Raw genomic sequence first — 24,735 nt, 5'->3', positions numbered from 1 at the left:
AACTTATCACGACAGCTTATTGTGGCTTGCTCTCGTTATTATCGGATGAATCGTTTTCATCTGATTTTTCAGTTGGCTCTTCTGCTTGAGTTTCAGCTGGCTTTGCTTCAGGTTTTGATGTGCTAGCCGCAGCACCAAATGAACCTGTAACATTGTTCACTTTTTTATCCTCATCCCAGCCTGCTGGCGCGCGTACTGGGCGGCGATTCATCAGGTCATCAATCATTGGCATATCGATTGTTTCATATTTCAATAATGCATCTTTCATCGCATGCAGAATATCCATATTGTCGGTTAAGGTTTTATGTGCAACCTGATAACCACGGTCGATAATTGCTTTAATTTCTTCGTCAATGATGCGTGCAGTTTCATCAGAGTAAGTTGAGCTCTGCCCTGAACGGCCTAAGAATGCAGGACCCTCTTCTTCAGAATATAACACTGGACCTAACTTGTCAGAAAAGCCCCACTGAGTCACCATTTTTCTCGCAGTGCTGGTTGCTTGCTGAATATCACCTGATGCGCCAGTTGAGATTTTGTCATAACCGTAGATCAGTTCTTCTGCAATACGACCACCGTATGTACTTGCGATATTTCCTTCTAACTTCTGGCGGCTCGCACTGATTTGGTCGCCTTCAGGTAAGTAGAAAGTCACACCCAGAGCACGACCACGAGGAATAATTGTCACTTTATGCACAGGGTCATGCTCTGGCATTAAGTAACCAACGATTGCGTGTCCAGCTTCATGATAGGCTGTCGATTCTTTCTGCTCTTCAGTCATCATCAGTGAGCGGTGCTCAGCACCCAGCCATACTTTATCGCGTGCTCTTTCGAATTCAGCCATGGTAACAACACGTTTATTTTCACGCGCTGCAAACAATGCCGCTTCGTTCACTAAGTTTGCTAATTCCGCACCCGAGAAACCAGGGGTAGCACGAGCCAGAATCGTAGTATCAACTGCTGGATCGATTGGCACACGACGCATATGAACTTTTAAGATTTGCTCACGACCACGAACATCTGGCAAACCAACCACAACTTGACGGTCAAAACGACCTGGACGCAGTAATGCAGGATCCAGAACATCAGCACGGTTAGTTGCCGCGATCACAATAATACCTTCATTACCTTCGAAACCATCCATCTCAACCAGCATTTGGTTCAGTGTCTGTTCACGTTCATCGTGACCACCACCTAAGCCTGCGCCACGTTGACGACCAACAGCATCGATTTCATCGATAAAGATGATACAAGGAGCCGCTTTTTTCGCTTGTTCGAACATATCACGAACACGGGAAGCACCCACACCCACAAACATTTCCACGAAGTCAGAACCAGAAATGGTAAAGAATGGGACTTTTGCTTCACCCGCAATAGCTTTAGCGAGTAATGTTTTACCTGTACCCGGCGGTCCTACCATCAGGACACCTTTCGGAATTTTACCACCGAGTTTTTGGAAACGAGCTGGTTCACGTAGGAAATCTACGATCTCACCCACTTCCTCTTTCGCTTCATCACAGCCCGCAACATCAGCAAATGTTGTTTTGATCTGATCTTCTGTCAGCATACGAGCTTTGCTTTTACCGAATGACATCGCCCCTTTACCGCCGCCACCTTGCATTTGGCGCATAAAGAAGATCCAGACACCAATCAACAGCAGCATTGGGAACCAGGAAATGAAAATAGATGTCAGTAAGCTAGGCTCTTCTGGTGGTTCACCGACGACAGTAACATTCTTGTTTAACAAGGTGTCTAACAACTTCTCATCCTGCATAGGCAGATAAGTAGTGTAGCGGCTGTTATCCGCTTTTCTGACGTTCAATTCACGACCTGTGATACGAACTTCACGTACCTGATCCTGGGCTAACTCATTGATAAACGTTGAATAATCAACTCTGCGACTATTCGAATCGCTTGGGCCAAAACTCTGGAACAAGGACATCAGAACAACTGCGATGACTAACCAGAGAATTAGGTTTTTCGCCATGTCACTCAAGGGATTAACCTCACCTTACAACTGTGTTAACAAATAACGCTCAGGGTACTATAGTTTTAGTCCTGTCGCTACAATGTATACTTCACGCGATCGTGCCCGCGAAGATTCGGGTTTACGAACTTTAACCTTCGTAAACAGGGAGCGGATATCCCTAAGGTATTCGTCAAAGCCTTCTCCCTGAAATACTTTAACGATAAAACTTCCCCCAGGAGCCAATACCGCACGGCACATATCCAATGCTAATTCAACCAGATACATAGAGCGGGGAATATCCACTGCGGGTGTTCCGCTCATATTTGGGGCCATGTCAGACATAACCACTTGTACTTTTTTATCGCCCACTCGCTCTAACAAAGCAGCTAGCACGGCATCATCACGAAAATCCCCTTGAAGGAAATCCACGCCGACGATTGGATCCATTGGTAGTAAGTCACAAGCAATAATACGACCGTTGTGACCAATTTGACCAACAACGTATTGTGACCATCCACCAGGGGCAGCACCTAAATCAACAACGGTCATACCTGGTTTAAAAATCTTATCACTTTGCTGGATTTCATCCAGTTTAAACCATGCACGCGAGCGGAGCCCTTTCTTTTGTGCTTGCTGAACATATTTATCACTAAAATGTTCTTGCAACCAACGACTGGAGCTTGCTGAACGTTTTTTATTGGCCATTGCACTTTCCAACTATACTAATAGAAATACATTTCCCGACATTCTTCAAGTTACAGAGAGTTAGCTTCATTTTTTCTACCCAAGTCACATAAATAACGCTGTTTATTGGGAAAGTGTTAACGCGCTGCCAACCTGTTACTGGATTACTTTCGGGTAATCATTAGCTGCTTCATTACCATCAAACAAGATTAATAGATGGTGATAGTAATCAGATGGCGGTAGAATATGCCATTTTCAATACTAACCAAGCAAAAAATCGATGAATCTTAACAAAAAACAAATTCAACACCTAAAAAGTCTCGCTCATCACTTAAACCCAGTTGTTATGATTGGCAACAATGGTTTAACTGAGGGTGTTTTGGCTGAAATCGAAGTCTCATTAGCACACCATGAGCTTATCAAAGTCAAAATCGCTGGCGAAGATCGTGAAACTAAAAATTTGATCGCTGAAGCGATTGTTCGCGAAACTGGTGCAGCAAATGTTCAAGTTATCGGTAAAATTCTTGTTCTCTATCGTCCATCAGTAGAGCGCAAAATTAGTTTACCTAAATAATAACTACTCATTTATATAAAAATGCCATTGAACGCATGTTTTATATGACGAAAAAGGCCGCCAGCGGCCTTTTTCTCTAAATCAGTAAAATAATATAACCAATTCAGGGAAATAGGAATCAGATATACTCAACTTTAAGAATTTCGAATTCAACATCTCCGCCCGGTGTCTTAATTGTCACGACATCATCAACTTCTTTACCCACTAACCCACGTGCAATCGGTGAGTTCACTGAGATTAAGTTCACTTTAATGTCAGCTTCATCATCACCTACGATTCGATAGGTTAACTCTTCGTCAGTATCCACATTCAATACAGAAACCGTCGCACCAAAAATGACTCGACCATTATTTGCCATTTTTGTCACGTCAATCACTTGAGAATGAGAAAGTTTAGATTCAATCTCTTGAATACGGCCTTCACAAAAGCCTTGTTGCTCACGCGCAGCATGATATTCCGCGTTTTCTTTTAAATCGCCATGTTCGCGAGCTTCAGCAATCGAAGCAATAATTTCAGGGCGACGGACAGATTTCAGATACTCGAGCTCTTCTCTTAGCTTGTTAGCACCAAATACCGTCATTGGAATCTGTTTCATTTGATAAATACCTCTAATTCAATCCTATCTAAAAAAAAGTATCTTCCTGATTTTGTAACAACAGTACACCGAACACCAGGGTATGTAGGGGGTGTTCAACAACTTAGGGTGTCAATAACTCAATCAGACCAACTTAATGACTTATCTTATCATACTGTTCGCTATTTTAACTGAGAGTTAATAGCGGATCATCGTTTACTTTATTGGGCATTACACTTTAGTATGTGCACTATGTCTACCCTAATGCGTGAAATATATGTCGCTACTAACATCAACCAGAAAATTAATCTTCACTTTAGGGCTTGCCTTCATCACGTCGCAAGCTTCTGCTATCCCTATCGATGATTACAAGCAGTATCTCCCTGACGGCACTAACCTTGCTCTGGTTGCGCAAAAAGTAGGAAGTAATACCCCTCTTATCGATTATAACGCTCAACAGATGGCTCTGCCCGCCAGTACACAAAAAGTTGTTACTGCCCTTGCTGCATTATTACAACTTGGTCCTGACTACCGTTTTGTGACTAACTTTGAAACCAATGGAAAGTTGAATAACAATACATTGTCTGGGGACTTGGTGATCCGTTTTAGTGGAGACCCAACCTTAACGCGCCAGCAAATTCGAAATATGGTCAATGCCTTGAAACAAATCGGCATACATAAAGTCGATGGTGATCTTATTGTCGATATTTCAGCTTTTGCTAGCCATGATAAAGCACCTGGCTGGGTATGGAACGACATGACACAGTGTTTTAGTGCTCCGCCGGCTGCCGCAATTATTGATCGAAACTGTTTTTCTGTTTCCCTTTACCCATCAGATAAAGCTGGGGAGATGGCATATATCAAAACAGCGAGTTTCTACCCCGTTAATATGTTTAGTGAGGTCAAAACCCTCGCTAAAGGCTCACCAGAAGCTCGTTACTGCGAGTTAGACGTTGTTCCTGGCGAATTGAATCGCTATACCTTAACAGGCTGCTTAACCCAACGTAGCGAACCCTTGCCACTCGCATTTGCTGTACAAAATGGTGCCAGTTACTCAGGTGCTATCGTCAAAAATGAACTACAGGTTGCAGGTATTGAGCTATCCGGAGCGGTTAAAAAACGAACTCAACCAACACCTCAGTCTCAAGTACTCGTCAAAACAGAATCCAAGCCACTGCATGATCTATTAAAAATCATGCTGAAAAAATCAGATAACATGATTGCTGATACTGTTTTTAGAACCATTGGTCGGGATTATTATGGTGTACCGGGTACTTGGCGCTCAGGCTCTGATGCGGTTAGACAAGTTCTCAAACAAAAAGCAGGTATTGATTTGGGCAACACAGTAATGGTCGATGGTTCTGGTTTATCTCGCCATAACTTGATCACCCCTGCGACAATGATGCAAGTTTTGCAATTTATCGCGAAAAATGATCAGCAGCTCGATTACATTTCAATGCTGCCACTTGCAGGGCATGACGGGACATTACGTTATCGTGGTGGCTTGGATGAGGCTGGAGTCAATGGCAAAGTATCAGCGAAAACAGGAGCACTACAAGGCGTTTATAACCTCGCAGGCTTTATCACAACTGCGAGTGGCGAAAAAGTGGCATTTGTTCAGTTTATTTCTGCTTATGCAGTTCCACAAAGTCAATACAACAGCCGCCGGGTACCATTGGTTCGTTTTGAAAGCCGCCTTTATCGCGATCTCTATCAGAAGAACTGATCCTATCAAAGATCCTTTTAGGATCTAGATAATAAAAAAGGCACAACCTTCGCAAGTTGTGCCTTTTTATGTGACTTAAGAATGCTTATTTTTGATAAATGAATTCGACACCTTCGTCGTCATCTTCATCCCAATCATCATCCCAGTCGTCATCAAGATCTTCAGCACCAGAAAGCTGCTCTTTGTGGTAATCATCCCACATGAATTCAACTTTTTCTGGTTGGCTATTTTCATCTTCAACTGCCATATTACGCGGCTGTGTATTCATGAACTCCATGATATCCCAACACAGTGCTTTCACACCTTCGTGGTTCACCGCAGAAATCATATAATACTTATCTTCCCAGCCCATACCTTTGGCAATTTCGGCTGCACGTTTTGCAGACTCTTCTTCACCTAAGATATCCACTTTGTTGAAGACTAACCAACGTGGTTTTTGTGCCAGTTTTTCGCTGTATTTCTCTAATTCACCCACGATGATCTTGGCATTTTCTACTGGATCCGATTCGTCAATTGGGCAAATATCAATAAGATGCAGTAATACACGACAGCGTTCTAAGTGCTTCAGGAATTGAATCCCCAGACCCGCACCTTCTGCCGCGCCTTCGATCAACCCAGGAATATCTGCAACTACAAAGCTTTGCTCGTTATCCATACGTACCACACCCAGGCTTGGGACCAAGGTAGTAAATGGATAATCTGCAACTTTTGGTTTTGCAGCTGATACGGAGCGAATAAAGGTGGATTTACCCGCATTCGGCATCCCCAGCATTCCTACGTCCGCAAGTAACATCAATTCTAATAAGATCTCACGCGTTTCACCTTTTGTTCCCATGGTACGCTGACGCGGAGCACGGTTAACAGAAGATTTGAAACGGGTGTTACCAAGCCCATGGAAACCGCCTTTAGCGACCATGTGGCGTTGATCGTGACGAGTCATGTCACAGAGTACTTCGTTGGTGCCAAGATCGCGTACACGCGTTCCTACAGGGACTTTTACCGTGATGTCTTGACCACGTTTACCTGTACACTCACGGCTTTGACCATTTTGACCACGTTCTGCACGAAATGATTTTTCAAAACGATAGTCAATCAGCGTGTTAAGGTTTTCGTCTGCCTGTAAGTAGACATCTCCACCGTCACCACCGTCACCACCGTCAGGTCCACCTTTCGGGATATATTTTTCACGGCGGAAGCTGACACAACCATTGCCACCATCTCCTGCCACGACCAAAATTTTGGCTTCATCTACAAATTTCATAATTCTTTCTCCGTCTGCTGGCCATTATAGTGCCGAATGGCGGTATTACCCAGAGATGGCGTATTCTGAATATAAAAAGCCCCGCAAAAGGTTTTTGCAGGGCTTTAATTCAAAAATTAAAAGTCAGAAAACTTATTCAGCTTCGATGCTGATAAATTTACGATTGTTAGGACCTTTAACTTCAAATTTAACTTTACCGTCCGCTAATGCGAACAGAGTGTGGTCACGGCCACAACCAACGTTGTTACCTGCGTGGAACTTAGTACCACGTTGACGAACGATGATGCTACCTGCTAATACAGCTTCACCACCAAAACGTTTAACACCTAAACGTTTTGCTTCTGAGTCACGACCGTTACGAGTCGAACCACCAGCCTTTTTGTGTGCCATTAATCTGCTCTCCTAAATCTTAAGCGATGACAGTGATCTTAACATCAGTGAACCACTGACGGTGACCTTGCTGTTTACGGCTGTGTTTACGACGACGGAACTTAACGATTTTAACTTTATCGCCACGACCGTGTGCAACTACTTCCGCTTTCACTTTAACGCCTTCAACGATAGGAGCACCGATTTGGATCTCATCGCCATTAGCAACCATCAGAACGTGATCAAATTCAACAGTTTCACCTGTTGCGATGTCCAGCTTTTCTAGGCGGACAGTTTGACCTTCGCTAACTCGGTGTTGTTTACCACCACTTTGGAAAACCGCGTACATATTAACTCCGCTTTCCGCGTACTCGCTAAATATTTCAATTCCAGAGCACGCTATAAAATATTCACAATAGGGCGCGAATTCTACGCAAAAAAGCAGCAGAACACAAGCCTATAATGCAGTTAGATTACAAAAAATACGACTTTTTTATCAGTCATATCTTTTTCCAGCTGATTTATCAGGAATATCTTGAATTGTTACTTATTTAAACATTTTTTGCATTTCACCCGATAATCTTATTATTAATAGTGTTATGCTTACGTCATTACTGTGATATCGGTTTTCCCATTTTTGACTTAGGGAATTCCCCAAAAACTAATAATATGAATATATTACAATGAATTTAGAATCTATCGTTGAACTGACAGCCGAGGATATGTCAGCAGTAAATGAAGCGATCCTCAGCCAATTAAACTCAGACGTAGCATTAATCAATCAATTAGGTTATTACATCGTGAGTGGGGGCGGAAAAAGGATCCGTCCGATGATCGCGATCCTTGCGGGACGATCCCTTGGCTATTCTGAACACAAACATATCCAAGTCGCTGCATTAATTGAATTTATCCATACAGCCACTTTATTGCATGATGATGTGGTCGATGAATCGGATATGCGTCGCGGGAAGCAGACAGCTAATGCGGTATTTGGTAATGCTGCAAGCGTATTAGTGGGCGACTTTATTTATACACGATCCTTCCAGATGATGACGGATCTGGATTCGATGCGTGTTCTAAAACTCATGTCTGAAGCCACCAACGTGATTGCAGAAGGTGAAGTTTTACAGCTGATGAACTGTAACGATCCTGATATTACTGAAGAGAGCTATATGCAGGTGATCTACAGTAAAACTGCGCGCCTATTTGAAGCGGCATCCCATGCCTCCGCTATTTTAGCTAATGCAACACCTGAGCAAGAGAAAGCATTGCAAGACTATGGTCGCTATATTGGTACGGCATTCCAATTAGTTGACGATCTTCTGGATTATGATGCTGATAATACTCAATTGGGTAAAAATACAGGTGATGATCTTGATGAAGGGAAACCAACGCTCCCACTATTACATGCAATGCAACATGGTAATGAAGAAGAGTCAGCTCTGATCAGGCAAGCCATTGAGCAAGGTAATGGGCGTCATCTGTTAGAAACCGTTCTTAGCACAATGAAACGCTGTGGCTCCTTAGAATACACATACCAACGTGCGCAAGAAGAGGCACAAAAAGCCATTGATGCTTTAAATGCGCTTGAAGACTCTGTTTATAAAGAAGCCTTGATTGGCTTAGCACATGTAGCAATTCAGCGTCATTCATAACCATAGATAGAGCACGACACAAACAATTAAAAGGGTGAAAGTGATTTCACCCTTTTAATTTCCTACTCTTCTTCAGGCTCAATTTTAGCCAATAATGACGATAGCCCGTGACGAAGAATATATTTTACGAACGTTTTCCGCTCAGCTTCAGTCAATTGATAATAAGCTTCAGACCAAATTTGTAGCGCATCAATCCGCTGCACTTGATAAGGTGTCGATGGCTCGTGAAGTGAGAGTTGCCTTTGGATCTCATTTGGTAAACTTTCTACATAGTATTCAACGGCCTTCCCTTGAACACCTCTTTTTCGACGATTTTTCCAACCTTCCCTTCTTGCCATCAAGTTAATGCCTTGAGGTGAAGATGGAAGACCTTCTAACCCTGCTAATTCTTTCGCAGTGAACCACAATTTTTTCATAATATCACTTTTACGCTTAGCTTATATTTTGCAACCTGCTTTTGTCGCTATACCAAAGTTATTTTTCTAAAAATTTATTCGATTCAATACAGTATGTAATTTACATGTGATTATTTTGATTAATAAGATCAATTAACGCTAAAGCACCTTTACGCATAATGAATGATAAAACTGCCACTCGCTCATCATGGGAAAGCTGGTTATACGCTTCCTGCCAAATATGTGCATGCTCATCACGTTTAACGTGATAAATCCTTGGAGCTTCATACATCACGGTTGGTTCTTCGAGATCAATGGGAATCGAACTAATATGGTATTCAAGTGCTTTACCTTGAATCCCCCTTCGCTTTCGACTCAACCAATTTTCTCTCCTTGCCATCGCATTTATTCCCTGAGTACTTGATGGAAGCCCCTGACGACCAACGAGTTCTTTTGCTGTTAACCATTCTTTAATCATTATCGACGCTCCTTGTCATTACGATAACGACTTCGATTAACTAAAAACTTTCCTTATTTTCTTAATCATTTCAATACCTACTTTTAATATTAAAAATAATTGTTACTAAGTTATATAGATATCGGTATTTTCTGTTTTATATCAATAGACTTATAGTATGGATTAAGAAATTCATTCTTTTTAAATAATTCAATACATTATTAAGAAATATAAATCTTCGCGATAAAGAGAATAAATATAAGAAATTATAAAAAATAGAGAGCTAACCACGATGAGTTATTTTTATTTTCAATGCGTTAGCTAAACTCACAATAATTATCTAAATCTTTCTACTATTTTCATAAAAATAACGACAGTTTCATAAAAATGAATTTTAAGAAAAAATTAGAAATTATTATTGGGAAATTCTGTTATTTTATTTCCAATAACAGAACAATTGTACTGAATGTACCACAATATTCTGTTAGATGTACCACTAACTCTACATGATTCTGAGTGAAAAAAGGATTAAAAAATGATGTTACGGAAATCAAACTGGCACCCAGCAGATATCATTGCGGCATTACGCAAACGTGGAACAACTCTTGCCGCTATTTCTCGTGAAGCGGGGCTTAGCTCATCAACTCTCGCGAATGCACTATCGCGACCTTGGCCAAAAGGTGAATGGATCATCGCAAACTTTTTAGGTATTCACCCATCCGAAATTTGGCCTAGCCGCTATTATGACCCCATGACGGGTGAACTCTTAGAAAGAAGGATTCGAGATAAACCAAGAAAAGTCACAGAAATAGGAGAAATAGAAAACAGGGAGCCAACAGAGGAAAACAGTTAAAATTCGTCTTCATTCCTATTCAGCGCTGAAAGATAAAATATATTATTTCTCTCATTAATAATGAGCGGTATTACTCTATTACACCTTCGGGGGATTTCCCCTTATTTTGATAAGTGAAAACTTATAAAACATGAAAATAAAGGGCTGAATTGCATCAAACAATTCAGCCCTTATTTAAGCGTTAAATCTTAACTAGCATTAGCTGTTAATGAATTTTTCACCTAATTCGATATCTGCTTTCAGTACGCCTAACATCTCTTTCAGCGCTTTCTCTTCAAATGCACTTAACTTACCAATTGGTAAATGTTTTTCGATACCGTTTTTACCTAATACAACAGGTTGTGCGAAGAAGCGAGCGTGTTCACCTTCACCTTCTGTGTATACGCATTCAACCACGTTGCTTTCGCCTTGAAGACCACGGACCAGAGATAAGCCCAGACGAGCTGCTGCTTGACCCATAGATAATGTTGCTGACCCGCCACCTGCTTTAGCTTCAACCACTTCAGTGCCCGCGTTCTGAATACGCTTAGTCAGTGCAGCAATTTCTTCATCAGTGAAGCTAACACCTGGAATTTGAGACAGTAATGGCAAAATTGTCACACCTGAGTGTCCACCGATAACCGGCACTTCGATTTCGTGGGTTTTCTTGCCTTTTAATTCAGCAACAAACGTATTTGAACGAATGATGTCCAGTGTGGTTACACCAAACAGACGGTTTTTATCATATACGCCCGCTTTTTTCAGGACTTCAGCCGCGATAGCCACGGTAGTATTCACTGGGTTAGTAATAATACCAACCAGTGCTTTCGGGCAGGTGACCGCGATTTGTTGAACAAGGTTACGTACAATGCCTGCGTTCACATTAAACAGGTCAGAGCGATCCATTCCTGGCTTACGTGCAACACCCGCAGAAATTAATACAACATCTGCACCTTTCAGTGCTGGTGTAGCATCTTCACCCGCGAAACCAACAACTTTAACGTCTGTAGGGATGTGGCTTAAATCAGCAGCAACACCCGGAGTGACTGGCGCGATGTCGTAGAGGGAGAGTTCTGAACCTGCTGGGAGCTGGTTTTTGAGAAGAAGGGCGAGAGCCTGACCGATACCACCTGCTGCACCTAGGACTGCAACTTTCATTCTAAAACTCCTTAATTGTACTTTAAAATATATGAATTCATCTGACTACGCACTAAACATATTACTTATAAAAAACAATTCTTTAACAGTTAGAGAGAAGTGTTAACGCAAGATAAATCACCAACACAATAGGGCTATTCTAAACAAATTCCTTATCTGTTAATGAGATAACGGGCACTTTTTTAACAAATAGTTTTTATTGCTATTGCATTTAACATCAAATGTAATTTTACTTGATGCTTTATTAATCACCGATTAATAATTTAACATTTTTTTCACAGCAACTTATTGTTAAACCAAATTATTTTTAAACTAAATTTCAAACCAACAATTTAAGATAATCACGCGCTTCCTACCAGAAAAACCGTATCTTAAATCGCTCATTAAACCATCAAAACTCAATTATCTTGCATAAAAATGCACTTTTCCACATAATACAGCTCAGTTTAATACCAAAAAGATGGGTTAATTATGCGCACTATGTCGAAACAAGAAGACTTGGTAAAAGCCTTTAAAGCACTCCTTAAAGAGGAAAAGTTCAGCTCCCAAGCAGAAATTGTGATTGCGCTTCAAGAGCAAGGCTTCGAAAACATTAATCAATCTAAAATTTCCAGAATGTTAACGAAGTTTGGTGCTGTACGTACCCGCAACGCAAAAATGGAAATGGTGTATTGTTTACCTACCGAGCCAGGTGTCCCAACTGCTACTAGCCCATTGAAAAACTTAGTTTTAGATGTTGATTACAACCACTCTGTCGTTGTGATCCGTACCAGTCCAGGGGCAGCACAGCTCATCGCCCGACTGCTAGACTCCCTCGGCAAAGCTGAAGGTATCTTAGGCAGCATCGCTGGTGATGATACGATTTTCTCCACACCAACGAATGATTTTACGACTCGCGAACTGTACGAAGCCATTCAGGTTCTCTTTGAACAAGAACTTTAGTCCTTTCCCGTCGCTTTATATATCTAAAAAGAGGGAACTGAGTTCCCTCTTTTCATTTTTGGCACTATAGTGACCCGTCTTCCACTGATTCTTATCGAGATAAACCTGTGTTATTTGAGATCTTAAGAAACATCGTTCACTACGGTTTCCATTTTTTAGTGCCTTTTTTATTTGGCTATTTATTTTGGCGAAAAAATTGGAAGCTTGCTGGATTATTAATGGTCTCAACGATGGTTATCGATCTCGACCATCTTCTTGCGGATCCTATTTTTGATCCTGATCGTTGCGGTGTGGGTTTCCATCCTATGCATACAATTTGGGCGGCAATCGCTTATGTTGTGCTGTTCTTTTTCCCATCTTGGAAATTAAAAGCTATTGCTGTCGGATGCCTGTTCCATCTATTTACTGATTCTGTAGATTGTTATTTAGGCAACGTGAAGAAAGAGATACAGGGTACGGTATTAAGCTGTTCAGGTCCTCCTGCTTCAGCAAATACCGAAATTCTTCAGCAACTATAAAAAAGCCCCAACAAACTGTTAGGGCTTTTATGTGAAGTTTTGATATTACTCTTCCGGTTTTGCTTCCGCTTTACGCTTCAATCCAGCGAGTAGCTTTTCATGGATCCCACCAAACCCGCCATTACTCATGACTAAAATGTGGTCGCCAGGTTGAGCTGTCTCAATCACCATGTTGGCGAGAGCATCAATATCAGCGTGCCAACGCGCTGGCTGCACACAATGCTCCGCAATTTCCGTTACCATCCACGGAATATTGGCGGGTTGGAATAAAAAGACCTCATCCGCACGACCTAAAGCTGGCGCGATATCATTCTTACTGATCCCCATTTTCATGGTATTTGAGCGAGGCTCCAGCACAGCAATAATACGTGAAGTACCACCAACTTTGCTACGTAATGCCTCTAACGTCGCTAAAATTGCCGTTGGATGGTGAGCGAAGTCATCATAAACACTAACCTCATTCTCAACACCGCGTAGCTCAAGACGGCGACGCGCATTAATAAATTTATCCAATGCTAAACAGGCTTCTTTCGCAGGAACCCCAACATGGTGAGCAGCTGCAATTGCCATCAAGCCATTTTGAATATTGTGATTACCCACTTGGGACCAGTTCACTTCACCCACTTTTTCTTGCTGGTAATACACTTCAAACTGGCTACCATCATGATTGAGTTTCACTGCATGCCATTCGCCGTTTTCTCCCACCAGCTCCTGTTCACTCCAGCACCCCATGTTCATGACTTGTTTGAGGTTACTATCATTACTAGGCATAAAGATTTTGCCACTACTAGGTACAATACGAACCAAATGATGGAATTGCTTTTGAATCGCTTCTAGATTTTCAAAAATATCCGCATGGTCAAACTCAAGGTTATTCAAAATCAGAGTTTTAGGGCTGTAATGAACAAACTTGGAACGTTTATCAAAGAATGCACAATCGTACTCATCCGCTTCAATGACAAAGAAAGGACTCTTACCAATTTGGGAAGAAACATCAAAGTTCCCCGGAACACCGCCAATCAGGAAGCCAGGTTCATAGCCACAATCTTGGAGGATCCACGCAAGCATCCCCGCGGTTGTTGTTTTACCGTGAGTACCTGCAACCGCTAATACCCAACGCTCAGGAAGAACATGATCATGGAGCCATTGAGGCCCTGAGGTATAAGGTAAACCGCGCTCTAATACCGCTTCAACACACGGATTTCCACGGGTCATCGCATTCCCAATCACCACCATATCGGGGATTGGCTCTAACTGTGCGGGATCAAATCCTTGAATTAGTTCAATGCCTTGTTTTTCAAGCAATGTACTCATCGGTGGGTAGACGTTTGCATCAGACCCAGTCACTTTGTGCCCTAAAGAACGAGCCAAAATGGCTAAGCTGCCCATAAAGGTTCCGCATATGCCTAAAATATGTATGTGCATTCTTTTCCATCCAATAGCATGAGGTTTGTCACTATTCTACTATTCTACTCATCAATCACCGGTTTATAAATGTATTAGCCTATTAATCTTTTCTTTATTTAGATAAACTCTCCGCCCGAGGGTACAATAAAGACCCGCAAATTTCTGTCAATTTTATTCAGGACCTTCGTCATGAAAACATTAGGCGAATTCATCGTCGAAAAGCAACAAGATTTTCCTCATGCAACAGGTGAGCTGACTGCATTACTGTCAGCGATTAAACTGGGCGCTAAAATTATCCATCGTGATATTAACAAAGCTGGACTCGTTGACATTCTCGGCACTAGTGGTGTGTCGAATGTCCAAGGTGAAGTTCAGATGAAGCTTGACCTGTATGCAAACGAAAAACTGAAAGCGGCTTTGAAAGCGCGCGGAGAAGTTGCCGGTATCGCCTCTGAAGAAGAAGATGAAATCGTCATTTTCGAAGGTGATCGTGCAGAAAACGCGAAATATGTTGTTTTAATGGACCCACTAGATGGTTCTTCGAACATCGATGTAAACGTTTCCGTTGGAACTATCTTCTCTATTTATCACCGTATTACTCCAATTGGTCAACCGGTTACAGAAGCTGACTTCTTACAACCTGGTAACCGCCAAGTTGCTGCGGGCTATGTAGTTTACGGTTCATCAACCATGTTGGTCTACACCACAGGTTTCGGTGTTCATGCTTTCACCTACGACCCATCATTAGGTGTATTCTGTCTGTCTCATGAAAAAGTCATGTTCCCAGCAGAAGGTAAAATGTATTCCATTAACGAAGGTAACTACATCAAGTTCCCTATGGGTGTGAAGAAATACATTAAATATTGCCAAGAGCAAGATGAAGCAACCCACCGCCCATATACCACTCGTTATATCGGCTCTTTAGTGGCAGACTTCCACCGTAACCTGCTCAAAGGTGGTATTTACATTTACCCAAGCACCGCAAGTCACCCTACGGGTAAACTGCGCCTTCTGTACGAATGCAACCCAATTTCATTCTTAGCGGAACAAGCTGGCGGTAAAGCAAGCGATGGTACTAACCGCGTGTTAGACATCGTCCCAACTAAATTGCACCAACGTGTGCCGTTCTTTGTGGGCACGAAAGCCATGGTTGAAAAAGCGGAATCCTTTATGCGTGAGTACCCTGACGCAGAATAATCAACATTCCGTTTGACCTGAAGGCGAGGCTCTCTCGCCTTTTTTGATCGAATTTCTCTCCAACTAGTGAGTTTTACCTCTCTTTGCGGCTATAATGTCCCCCACGTTATTTTAAGCACTCATAAGGATACATTTTAATGGGCCTGAACAATGTACCGGCAGGTAAAGAACTGCCTGAAGATATCTACGTAATTATCGAAATTCCAGCTAACGCTGATCCAATCAAATATGAAGTTGATAAAGAATCTGGCGCATTGTTTGTAGACCGTTTCATGTCTACTGCGATGTTCTATCCATGCAACTATGGTTACATCAACAATACTCTGTCTTTAGATGGTGACCCTGTTGACGTTTTAGTACCAACTCCATACCCATTACAACCAGGTTCAGTTATCCGCTGCCGTCCAGTTGGCGTGCTGAAAATGACTGACGAATCTGGTGAAGATGCAAAATTAGTTGCAGTACCACACACTAAACTGAGCAAAGAATACGACCACATCAAAGATGTGAACGATATTCCTGAGCTGCTGCGTGCACAAATCACTCACTTCTTTGAGCATTACAAAGATTTAGAAAAAGGTAAGTGGGTTAAAGTTGATGGTTGGGAGAATGCGGAAGCTGCTAAAGCTGAAATTATCGCTTCTTTCGAACGCGCTGCAAAAAAATAATTAATCCCTTCCGTGGATAGAAAAAGCACTGGTTTTTGCCAGTGCTTTTTTTTATCTCAATGTTTATCACGCAAGCTGGCTGTATTTCAAAAAAGAGAATTCAATACGATGAGCCACGCTTAGTGCATATGAAAAAACGCCGGTCACTGATACAGTGCCGGCGTTTTTTTATTACGGATTCACTACGGATTACTCTTCTTCATTGCGCTTTAGCCAATCACCACTTTTGATGCGGGGAAGACCTTCAACTGAATGTTTGTAGAGATAAATCCACGCATTACCATAAGGTGTCGGGATTAACTCGCGCTCGTAATCTTGCGAATTTTTCTTTAATTCGTCTAACTCAGTTAAGATAGAGGGATTAATGCGATAAACTTCGCATTCAATCGTGCCATTCCCTCGAACAACCGCTGGATAATATCCAAGGTCATACAGTTCATAGCCTTCTAGCTTATGCTCACCTAGCAGCTGAGCATAAGTCATCCAGTGATGATTCCCTTGCTTGCGTCTTAAACTGCCATAAACAATGATACGCATATATTAAAACTCGAATTGGTAAAGCAGGTCTAAAGCCTGATTAACGCCAGAAATTGCTTCTAAATACAGTTTCGGCATGACTCTATAGCGTAAAGTGAGCGTCGCTAGAGAATCAAATATGCCAACTCCATACTTAACTTGCAAGTCGTTCGTAATTTTCCCACTCACAACCACTTGCGAGCTATCACCTACGCCTTGCGTATCAACTGCTAAATCTGACACGCCAAATGTTTCACCAATTTTACCCACTAATTGACCACTTTGAGCAACGCCCAACCCGATCAACATTGAAGTCATTTGTGACCCATTCGCATCCCCACTATCAAGCCCTTCTCCTCTTAACAGATAGGAAAGTGCTTCTTGCTGTGTTTTTGCGGGCTCAGAGAATATCTCAACTTTCGGCTTATCGGCAAGTCCTGTAACTTTGACTCCAGCGATAACATCATCGGCTGTATTATCTGGGTTACGAATTGCTTCTAAGTTTAAGAATGGCTGATCCGCAGGTCCAGAGAACTGAATTTGCCCTTTACGCACAATCAAATCTTGCCCATAAGCACGGAAACGCCCAGAAGGAATATCCACTTGACCGTTTAAGCTTAACCCCTGCTTATTCTGAACAACTTTTAATAAGCCTGTTAGCTGAGCTTTCAAACCGAACGCATCCAGACGCACATCATGACCAATATTAATATTTAAATTCGTTTGGATTGGGATCGAGGGCTGTTTCGGGTTAATTGGCTTTAATTGATCATCTAACATGACGACATCAGAAGAAGCGCTAACTGCTGACTCAGGCAGTTCTTGTACAGTAATTCGTGCCCATGGAATGGTCACACTCCCATTTAATGTTAGCAACTTCGGTGAAGCCTCTAAAATGAGATCAGGTTGCACATCAATTTTGATCATCGGTGGCAGAGAAACACGTAAATTGTTCCCTCTTGCCAATATTTTTGCTCGCCACGCATCGATATTTCGCCAATCGGCATCACCATCAATATTGAGGTAACCTTCTGGGGTCTTAATCTGACCGACCATCACCGAACTGGTGCCATTAAAGTTAATCGCTAGTTGGCTATTTTGAATATCAAACGGAATCAAACCAGATTTAATTTCTAGGCCAGATAACGTGACATTACCGTTCATTAATGGATTATAAGCCGAGCCACCTACGCGTAAATTTGCATTCAAATTCCCATTTGCAATGTCTTTTTCACCCAGCAGTGGTTTGATTAAGCCCAACGTAATGGCATTGATTTCGATATTACCGGAAAGGAGACGCTTTCTTTCTAGGTCAGAAATTTGTACATTTCCTTTGAATTGCCCATTGTTAGCAATCTTCAATAACCAATTCAGATCCGCTCTACCATTTTTAAGACCAGCATTTAATGTCAGCGTATCAAACTCAATAGGTAAACGCGCACCATCAACAAACTGCACGACTTTGACGCCATCACCATTCAGGTCGACTTTCACCTGTGGCAGGCTACCATCTGCTTTCCAAACTGCGTTCGCTCGCCCAGTAAATACGCCTGTAGCCCGTGTATCACTAGGCATGAAAGGTTTGATCATCGCAAGATCAAAACGCTCTAATACAATATCTGCGCTACCGCTTTTACCGGCCTTAACAGGCTTAGGTACACACAAGCGCGCATTTGGATTTACCCAGCAATGGCTACCAATCAACACTTCTTGCGTGGTGTTGTTGTAATTCAAGGACATTGCTTGATTAAGACGCCATTCTCCAACTTCAGTATCAAACAAAGTGTTACTTAAATTACCTTTCCAAACCTCAGTCTGGCGATCGAAGCTACCCGCAAGAGCAAGCTGCCCTGAAACCGGTTTTCCCGTTACATTCAATTTTAAGGTGTGCTGTTTTTCGCTACCTTTGGCATCGAGTGTCAGATTGCTAATCGCGAGATCCCCTTGATGCAATCCACGAACTATTACAGACAAGTCACCCTTAATTTGGTCTCCTGTTGCGACATTACCTTTAATCGTTGTGGTCTCCACGGTGAGATCTTGCCATCTCACATTGCGAGCCGTTAAATCTGCAAGTGCTTGTGGCGCCTGTAAATCACCGCGAAGTTTCAGATCCCCAATGATTACACCGCCTAATCCAGGTAGCAAACCATTGAGTGCTGGCGCATTTATCTTGGCATCGAGATTCCATTTATCCGCCAAGGAGCCTTTTACATTCACGCTGTTTTTACCCAGCATGAGGTTAAAATCTGGAATATCCCATTGCCCAGCCGCATTCCCTTTCGCGTTACCTCGAGCCTTTAAAATATGCGATTTAACATGACCATCTAAAGTAATTTCAGGAATTTCTAGTTGCCAACTTCCGCCATACATACTGCCTCGCGTGGCAACTTTTCCTTCAACTTTTGCAGGCCATTCTGGATATTGTTTTGCTGTATTGATACCCGATAACGTCAGTACCATATTCCAGCTGATGGCTTTACTCCAATCAGCAACACCAGAAAGGTCGGCATTACCTTGCAATGCGGATAAGCGCAGGCGTGTTAAATCAATTTTCTCTTCATTACCTTTTGCATCTAACAACAGTTTCGATGGTGGTAAATCTTTGCCTGTAATGGCTGAACGTAAAGAGAGATCATAACTGGAAGGACGACCATTCAAACGTAGGCGGGTATCATCAAGCTTATATTGGCTTTCCCCCACCAGCGGCCACGTTAATTTTTTACTTTCTAAGGTCAACTCAATTGGAAAATCAGCTTGTGCTAAATCAGTTTGAGCTTCTAATGTTGCGGTAATTGGACCATTTAGATTCAGTGCCAGCATCAGCTCATCCATCAGCCCACCTTTAAGCATTAAATCGACTTTTTGCCCATTTAAATCTTCAAAGCGGCTTTCACCAATCACAGACAATGCGACAGGCCATTTTTCTTGCAGTGAAATGGATCCTGAAACGGCAACATCCCCTTGAGGTGCATTTACTTTCAGCTGTTTCAATAAAACATTTTGCCCTGTGTTTTCTAACTGCAAATTCAGGTTGTTAATCGTAATGTCCGTATCGCCTTTCAACTGGAAATTAGAGGCATGGATCCCCTCAACGTTCAAATCAACAGGCAGGATAATTTCAGGAAGATCCGCTAATAACGGTTTAGAGAATAATGCCTTAAGCTGATCACCAAGTGATTGCTGCTCACCTTCAGGTACGACAGGTTCAGCAGGTTTGACTTCTGCAGCTGGTTCACTCGGAGGCAGGCTTATTGCTAAATTAATAATATCAGTCGGGGTGATTTCAATGGCTCTTTTTTGCCATGTAATCCCTGTCGCGAACTTGTCGAGGTCAATAACGGTGCCATCTACATTAACATGGGTATCAACCAGTGCCAGTTGCATAAGACGAATCGTCAAAGGTGCGTTTAGCTCAGTTAAAGGCTCTGATGGTGGAGTCTCTTCCGAGGGAGGAAACTGGCTGGTATCTACATTGACCATCACACTTTCTGTTGATAAATCATCGATACAAACTTCACGGCTGGTCAGGCATTTCAAACGTAATGCTAGGTGGATCTTTTTCGCATCCACATCCACACCTGGCATCTGATATTTTACACCTGAGAGCGTTAAATCATTAATATCACCCTCAATCGAACCGATAGTGAGCTCAGGCACAAAACGCGTGGCTGAATTCAATGCAAAATGCAAACCTGACTTTGTTCCTAATACCCAATATAGAGCGCTAACGACCAGAACTAACAATAATAAAAGGGTGATTGCAATCCATTTTAGCCATTTCATCCATTTCATAGTTCTGTCCCCAATCCGATGTAAAACTGAATTTTATTATTATCTGGATCGCCAATAGGCTTAGCTAAATCCAATTTAATCGGTCCAACTGGAGATACCCAACGGATACCAACACCTGCACCCGTTTTAAAATCACTGTTTTTAAAATCATCAACCGCTTCACCACTATCGATAAACGTGGCTCCCCACCAATTTCCGGTGAAGTTATATTGATATTCAACGGAACCGACGGCTAGCTTGGATGCCCCTGTTAACTTGCCACTGCTATCTTCTGGAGAAATCTTTTGATAGCCATAACCGCGAACACTACCGTCACCCCCTGCGAAGAAACGTAAGTCAGGTGGAACTTTGTCAAAGTTGTTAGTTTCAATCCAACCCACATTACCGCGCACGATAAATCGATGCCCTTCCCACGGCGTTCGAATCCACACATTTTTGGCTTGTAAAACGAGGAAGTCGATATCCGACCCCCAGATTTTATTCGAATAATCAATAGAATAACGTTGACTATCACCCCACGTTGGCATTACGCCGCCTTTCTGGCGAATTCGGCTCACATTTGCGCCCGGATACAGCAACATGGTCGTATTGGTGACATCGGCTTGAGTAAAGTTACTGAGCATCCAGCGCATATTCACGCCATATTGCCATCCGCTTGAATAATCCCAGTTACGCGAAACGTTCAATGTCGTGGTGTTGGCTTGCGTATCATTTAAATCCGTACGTTTAAAGCCCCCTTGAACCGCATAATACTGTTCCAGAGGATTCGCTTTGAGTGGGATTTTATAGCTAGCATCAATAACTTGTTCTGGCTGTGACAGGCTAATATTCGATGTTAGGCTTTGCCCGCGAGAGTTAATCCACGGCTTATTCCATGTTGCTTTGACACGAGGACCAACATCCGTCGCATAGCCACCACCGAGCTCTAAGAAGTTTTGAGCTCTAGGGCTCATGATGCCTTCCATTGGTAATAAATCCGTGTGTTCCTCACGCGCTTTTTGAATATTCGGGGTCACTATTGCAGAGCTAAACCATCCCGTAGAAGCCAACCGTTGGTTATACTCCGCAAGCTGTTCAGAAGTGTAATATTCCCCTTCTTTAAAAGGAGACAGATTTTTGAGGTAATCCTCGCGGATTTGAGAGCCTTCAAAGGTTAATTTACCAAAGCGATAGCGCTCACCACTGTTAAAATCAAAATCCCAATACGCGGCATGATGATCAACAGAAATGCCTAGCTGACTTTTTTCCATCATGGCATCGAAATACCCTTTACGGATAGCTAAGCTGCTAAATTTACCTTTGAAGTCTTCATACTCACCATCATTTTGGATGATGCCATATTTAGGTGTATTTTTTTTAATCATACTGGCGTAATCAGGATCTGTTTTCGCCCCACCTTCGAGTACCACATTAACCCCTTGAAGAAGAATGGGTTCACCTGGCAACACCTTAGCGGTTAATATTGAACGAGCCGGTGGCGTTTTTTCTTCATAACTAAATTCCACCGTAGGATCATAATAACCCAGCGGTTTTAACCCTTCACGAATCGCTTTTTCTACTCGAGCACGAAAACGCCCATTTGCAACCACTTCATCTTGTGAAATATTAGAAAGTTGAATACGGACATTCTGATTGAGTTGCCCTTCAAGCCCTTCAATATTAAGGCGTAGGTTCGCAGCAAATGCTGCAGGTACCGCCGTTGTTAGGCATACTGCACAAAGGGTAAGATATTTCGACACGCCTGCTCCTAGGGTGATAGACAATTTGACTTATTACTCAGCAACGACTTATTTTGAGTAAAATAAGCCACTGATACAAGTTTTTATCCCAATTTTTACTTTATTTCTATACTGAGTGTATTTAGGAATCGTTATGACTTTTAATCAATTTCAGCTCGATAATGAATTTCAGGCACTGCCTGGTCGTCACACATCAATGGAAGTGTCACCTTATCATGCGGTGACCCATCATTCGATTGAGATTATTCCTAAGAATATGGAAATTGCTTATTTTGCAATGGGTTGCTTCTGGGGCGTGGAGCGATTATTTTGGCAACAAACGGGAATTTTCTCCACATCCGCAGGTTATAGTGGCGGCGTAACTCTGAACCCAACCTATGAAGAGGTGTGTACTGGACTAACAGGGCATACTGAAGTCGTACGAGTGGTTTTTGATCCGCAAATAATCAGTTTTGCACAATTGCTCGCACTATTCTGGGAAAACCACGATCCGGCACAAGGTATGCGTCAAGGTAATGATATTGGCACGCAATATCGTTCTGCTATTTATACGGTGTCAGATGAACAGTACCAACAAGCGGTACAAACTCGTGATGCGTATCAACACGCTATGGCTGAAAAGCAGGACCATCGCCCAATCACAACAGAAATTCGTCCACTTGATACATTCTATTTTGCGGAGGATTACCACCAGCAATATCTGTATAAAAATCCAAATGGTTATTGTGGGCTGGGAGGGATTGGCGTCTGCTTACCTGCCTAAATAATTTTATAATGACGAATATATAGCCAGATAAAATAGGCTAGTGCTATACTTAGCGCGATACCCACCGCGCTAAGGCGCTAATTAATATTGAAATGGAATACCCTTACATTGCCTTTAGGATTTCAATAAGTGACGATTCACTACCTAGAGGGTTGGATAATTTATGCTAAACAGTTTACTGATCGTTCTTTTACTATGTGCAATTAGCGCATTTTTTTCGCTGTCTGAAATTTCATTGGCAGCCTCTCGCCGCATTAAATTAAAATTAATGGCAGATGAAGGTAACGTTAACGCAGCTCGCGTTCTCAAACTCCAAGAAATGCCGGGCATGTTTTTTACCGTAGTGCAAATTGGTTTAAACGCCGTCGCAATTTTAGCCGGTATTGTTGGTGAGTCCGCATTCTCTCCTGCGCTGCAAGAGCTATTTATCAAATTCTTATCCCCTGTATGGGCACAGCAAGCTGCATCTATTCTGTCATTTACCATCGTTACCAGCTTATTTATTTTAGTCGCTGACTTAACACCAAAACGCATTGGCATGGTGAAGCCAGAAGCAATTGCGATACGTATTGTTAACCCAATGCGTTTCTGCCTAGTCGTTTTAAGCCCACTCGTGTGGTTCTTTAACGGCTTAGCTAACTTAATTTTCAAACTGTTTAAATTACCGATAGCACGTAACGAAGACATTACCTCTGATGATATCTTTGCTGTTGTAGAGGCTGGTGCCGTCGCTGGGGTTTTACGTAAGCAAGAACACGAGCTGATCGAAAACGTATTTGAGCTTGAGTCACGTACTGTGCCTTCCGCGATGACCCCGCGAGAAAGTATTATTTTCTTTGATAAAGATGAATCAGAAGAGAGCATCAAGCATAAAATTTCCACACAGCCACACTCGAAGTTTTTAGTTTGTGCTGGGGATATTGACCATGTGATTGGTTATGTAGATTCCAAAGAGCTACTTAACCGTGTACTGAATGGTCAAAGCCTGAGTTTACGTGAAGGCGTGCATATCCAAACCACGTTAATGATTCCGGATACCTTATCACTGTCTGATACCTTAGAAGCCTTTAAAACCAGTGGCGTTGATTTTGCCGTCATTTTGAATGAATACGCCTTAGTGATGGGGATTATCACCATCAATGACGTGATGATCACCCTGATGGGCGACTTAATTGGTCCAGGTCAAGAAGAGCAAATTATTACCCGTGATGAAAACTCATGGTTAGTTGACGGAGGTACGCCGATTGAGGACGTGCAACGTATCTTGGATATCGACGAATTCCCAGATTTCAGCAACTATGAAACCATCGCTGGCTTTATGATGTACCGCTTAAGAAAAATGCCGAAGCGGACGGATTTTGTAAAATACGCAGGCTACAAATTTGAAGTGGTCGATATTGATAACTACAAGATTGACCAACTGCTAGTAACACGTATTACAAATACGCCATCAGCAGTTGTGATTCAGGCGGGGACTGAAAACAATAAAACGGCTAACGATACATCACACTCATCAGATAAACACTAGTCGCCAAG

23 protein-coding genes are annotated in these 24,735 nt (G+C 42.3%); 10 read left to right on the top strand and 13 right to left on the bottom strand.

Features of this window, described 5'->3' with window-relative positions; translation table 11 throughout:
• Positions 1-16 precede the first annotated feature (16 nt).
• Together ftsH and rlmE are read right to left on the bottom strand one after the other, a co-directional pair.
• The gene (gene ftsH, locus PR766_RS03965; protein ID WP_036963262.1) at positions 17-1,984 is read right to left on the bottom strand and encodes an ATP-dependent zinc metalloprotease FtsH; all 1,968 of its coding nucleotides are present in this window, start codon (positions 1,982-1,984) and stop codon (positions 17-19) included.
• 57 nt (positions 1,985-2,041) lie between these two features.
• Positions 2,042-2,671: a 23S rRNA (uridine(2552)-2'-O)-methyltransferase RlmE gene (rlmE, locus tag PR766_RS03960; protein ID WP_006658016.1), complete on the bottom strand. Its 630-nt coding sequence runs from the start codon at positions 2,669-2,671 to the stop codon at positions 2,042-2,044.
• A 259-nt stretch (positions 2,672-2,930) separates the two neighbouring features.
• Between rlmE and yhbY the strand changes: the two genes are divergently transcribed.
• A complete protein-coding gene (gene yhbY, locus PR766_RS03955; protein ID WP_006658015.1) occupies positions 2,931-3,224 on the top strand; it encodes a ribosome assembly RNA-binding protein YhbY in 294 nt (97 codons plus the stop codon).
• Between the two features lie 118 nt (positions 3,225-3,342).
• Here the strand turns inward: yhbY and greA are convergent, their stop codons facing one another.
• Positions 3,343-3,819, bottom strand: coding sequence for a transcription elongation factor GreA (gene greA, locus PR766_RS03950; protein ID WP_006658014.1), 477 nt, complete (start codon positions 3,817-3,819; stop codon positions 3,343-3,345).
• A 256-nt stretch (positions 3,820-4,075) separates the two neighbouring features.
• On the opposite strand from greA, the gene dacB reads away from it, so the two are divergent.
• Positions 4,076-5,524, top strand: a complete 1,449-nt coding sequence (gene dacB / locus PR766_RS03945; RefSeq protein WP_006662408.1) for a serine-type D-Ala-D-Ala carboxypeptidase — start codon at positions 4,076-4,078, stop codon at positions 5,522-5,524.
• An 85-nt stretch (positions 5,525-5,609) separates the two neighbouring features.
• Here dacB and cgtA read toward each other — a convergent pair whose 3' ends face one another.
• The 3 genes from cgtA to rplU all read right to left on the bottom strand — a co-directional run bounded on the left by cgtA (position 5,610) and on the right by rplU (position 7,503).
• Positions 5,610-6,785, bottom strand: coding sequence for an Obg family GTPase CgtA (gene cgtA / locus PR766_RS03940; protein WP_006658012.1), 1,176 nt, complete (start codon positions 6,783-6,785; stop codon positions 5,610-5,612).
• Between the two features lie 132 nt (positions 6,786-6,917).
• Positions 6,918-7,175: a 50S ribosomal protein L27 gene (gene rpmA, locus PR766_RS03935; RefSeq protein ID WP_004905922.1), complete on the bottom strand. Its 258-nt coding sequence runs from the start codon at positions 7,173-7,175 to the stop codon at positions 6,918-6,920.
• A gap of 19 nt (positions 7,176-7,194) precedes the next feature.
• Complete coding sequence (rplU, locus tag PR766_RS03930) at positions 7,195-7,503, bottom strand: 50S ribosomal protein L21 (RefSeq protein ID WP_006658010.1); 309 nt, start codon at positions 7,501-7,503, stop codon at positions 7,195-7,197.
• 334 nt (positions 7,504-7,837) lie between these two features.
• On the opposite strand from rplU, the gene ispB reads away from it, so the two are divergent.
• Positions 7,838-8,809 carry an octaprenyl diphosphate synthase gene (gene ispB, locus PR766_RS03925; RefSeq protein WP_006658009.1) on the top strand — a complete coding sequence of 324 codons (972 nt, stop codon included), beginning with the start codon at positions 7,838-7,840 and terminating at the stop codon, positions 8,807-8,809.
• A gap of 62 nt (positions 8,810-8,871) precedes the next feature.
• Here ispB and PR766_RS03920 read toward each other — a convergent pair whose 3' ends face one another.
• Together PR766_RS03920 and PR766_RS03915 are read right to left on the bottom strand one after the other, a co-directional pair.
• Positions 8,872-9,225 (bottom strand): DNA-binding protein, encoded by a 354-nt coding sequence (locus tag PR766_RS03920; protein WP_006658008.1) that lies wholly within the window; start codon positions 9,223-9,225, stop codon positions 8,872-8,874.
• A 100-nt stretch (positions 9,226-9,325) separates the two neighbouring features.
• Positions 9,326-9,682: a DNA-binding protein gene (locus PR766_RS03915; RefSeq protein WP_006658007.1), complete on the bottom strand. Its 357-nt coding sequence runs from the start codon at positions 9,680-9,682 to the stop codon at positions 9,326-9,328.
• Between the two features lie 514 nt (positions 9,683-10,196).
• Between PR766_RS03915 and PR766_RS03910 the strand changes: the two genes are divergently transcribed.
• Positions 10,197-10,514: a helix-turn-helix domain-containing protein gene (locus tag PR766_RS03910; RefSeq protein ID WP_036967652.1), complete on the top strand. Its 318-nt coding sequence runs from the start codon at positions 10,197-10,199 to the stop codon at positions 10,512-10,514.
• Between the two features lie 198 nt (positions 10,515-10,712).
• Here the strand turns inward: PR766_RS03910 and mdh are convergent, their stop codons facing one another.
• Positions 10,713-11,651 carry a malate dehydrogenase gene (mdh, locus tag PR766_RS03905; protein ID WP_006658005.1) on the bottom strand — a complete coding sequence of 313 codons (939 nt, stop codon included), beginning with the start codon at positions 11,649-11,651 and terminating at the stop codon, positions 10,713-10,715.
• Positions 11,652-12,122: 471 nt separating this feature from the next.
• Between mdh and argR the strand changes: the two genes are divergently transcribed.
• Complete coding sequence (gene argR, locus PR766_RS03900; RefSeq protein WP_006662406.1) at positions 12,123-12,593, top strand: transcriptional regulator ArgR; 471 nt, start codon at positions 12,123-12,125, stop codon at positions 12,591-12,593.
• A 107-nt stretch (positions 12,594-12,700) separates the two neighbouring features.
• Positions 12,701-13,111: a DUF6122 family protein gene (locus PR766_RS03895; protein ID WP_006662405.1), complete on the top strand. Its 411-nt coding sequence runs from the start codon at positions 12,701-12,703 to the stop codon at positions 13,109-13,111.
• A 45-nt stretch (positions 13,112-13,156) separates the two neighbouring features.
• Here PR766_RS03895 and mpl read toward each other — a convergent pair whose 3' ends face one another.
• The gene (gene mpl / locus PR766_RS03890) at positions 13,157-14,536 is read right to left on the bottom strand and encodes a UDP-N-acetylmuramate:L-alanyl-gamma-D-glutamyl-meso-diaminopimelate ligase (RefSeq protein WP_036963257.1); all 1,380 of its coding nucleotides are present in this window, start codon (positions 14,534-14,536) and stop codon (positions 13,157-13,159) included.
• 171 nt (positions 14,537-14,707) lie between these two features.
• On the opposite strand from mpl, the gene fbp reads away from it, so the two are divergent.
• Complete coding sequence (gene fbp, locus PR766_RS03885; RefSeq protein WP_006658001.1) at positions 14,708-15,715, top strand: class 1 fructose-bisphosphatase; 1,008 nt, start codon at positions 14,708-14,710, stop codon at positions 15,713-15,715.
• Positions 15,716-15,852: 137 nt separating this feature from the next.
• Positions 15,853-16,383 (top strand): inorganic diphosphatase, encoded by a 531-nt coding sequence (gene ppa, locus PR766_RS03880; protein ID WP_006658000.1) that lies wholly within the window; start codon positions 15,853-15,855, stop codon positions 16,381-16,383.
• A 189-nt stretch (positions 16,384-16,572) separates the two neighbouring features.
• On the opposite strand, the gene PR766_RS03875 is transcribed toward ppa, so the two are convergent.
• From PR766_RS03875 to tamA, 3 genes are read right to left on the bottom strand one after another with little or no spacing between them, the layout of a single operon-like run.
• Complete coding sequence (locus tag PR766_RS03875) at positions 16,573-16,920, bottom strand: gamma-glutamylcyclotransferase family protein (RefSeq protein WP_006657999.1); 348 nt, start codon at positions 16,918-16,920, stop codon at positions 16,573-16,575.
• Between the two features lie 3 nt (positions 16,921-16,923).
• Positions 16,924-20,694: an autotransporter assembly complex protein TamB gene (gene tamB, locus PR766_RS03870; RefSeq protein ID WP_154636289.1), complete on the bottom strand. Its 3,771-nt coding sequence runs from the start codon at positions 20,692-20,694 to the stop codon at positions 16,924-16,926.
• Positions 20,691-22,433, bottom strand: coding sequence for an autotransporter assembly complex protein TamA (gene tamA / locus PR766_RS03865; RefSeq protein WP_036963253.1), 1,743 nt, complete (start codon positions 22,431-22,433; stop codon positions 20,691-20,693). The genes tamB and tamA overlap by 4 nt, the downstream gene beginning before the upstream one ends.
• 133 nt (positions 22,434-22,566) lie before the next feature.
• Between tamA and msrA the strand changes: the two genes are divergently transcribed.
• On the top strand, positions 22,567-23,196 hold the full coding sequence (msrA, locus tag PR766_RS03860) for a peptide-methionine (S)-S-oxide reductase MsrA (protein WP_154636290.1): 630 nt from the start codon (positions 22,567-22,569) through the stop codon (positions 23,194-23,196).
• Between the two features lie 166 nt (positions 23,197-23,362).
• A complete protein-coding gene (locus tag PR766_RS03855) occupies positions 23,363-24,727 on the top strand; it encodes a hemolysin family protein (RefSeq protein WP_036977943.1) in 1,365 nt (454 codons plus the stop codon).
• The last annotated feature ends 8 nt before the right edge of the window (positions 24,728-24,735 follow it).

It is taken from the genome of Providencia sp. PROV208 (assembly GCF_028479465.1).
Classification (GTDB): Bacteria; Pseudomonadota; Gammaproteobacteria; order Enterobacterales; family Enterobacteriaceae; genus Providencia; species Providencia alcalifaciens.
The sequence above is the reverse complement of the archived record's forward strand: the minus strand, read 5'-3'. Positions and strand labels throughout refer to the sequence as shown.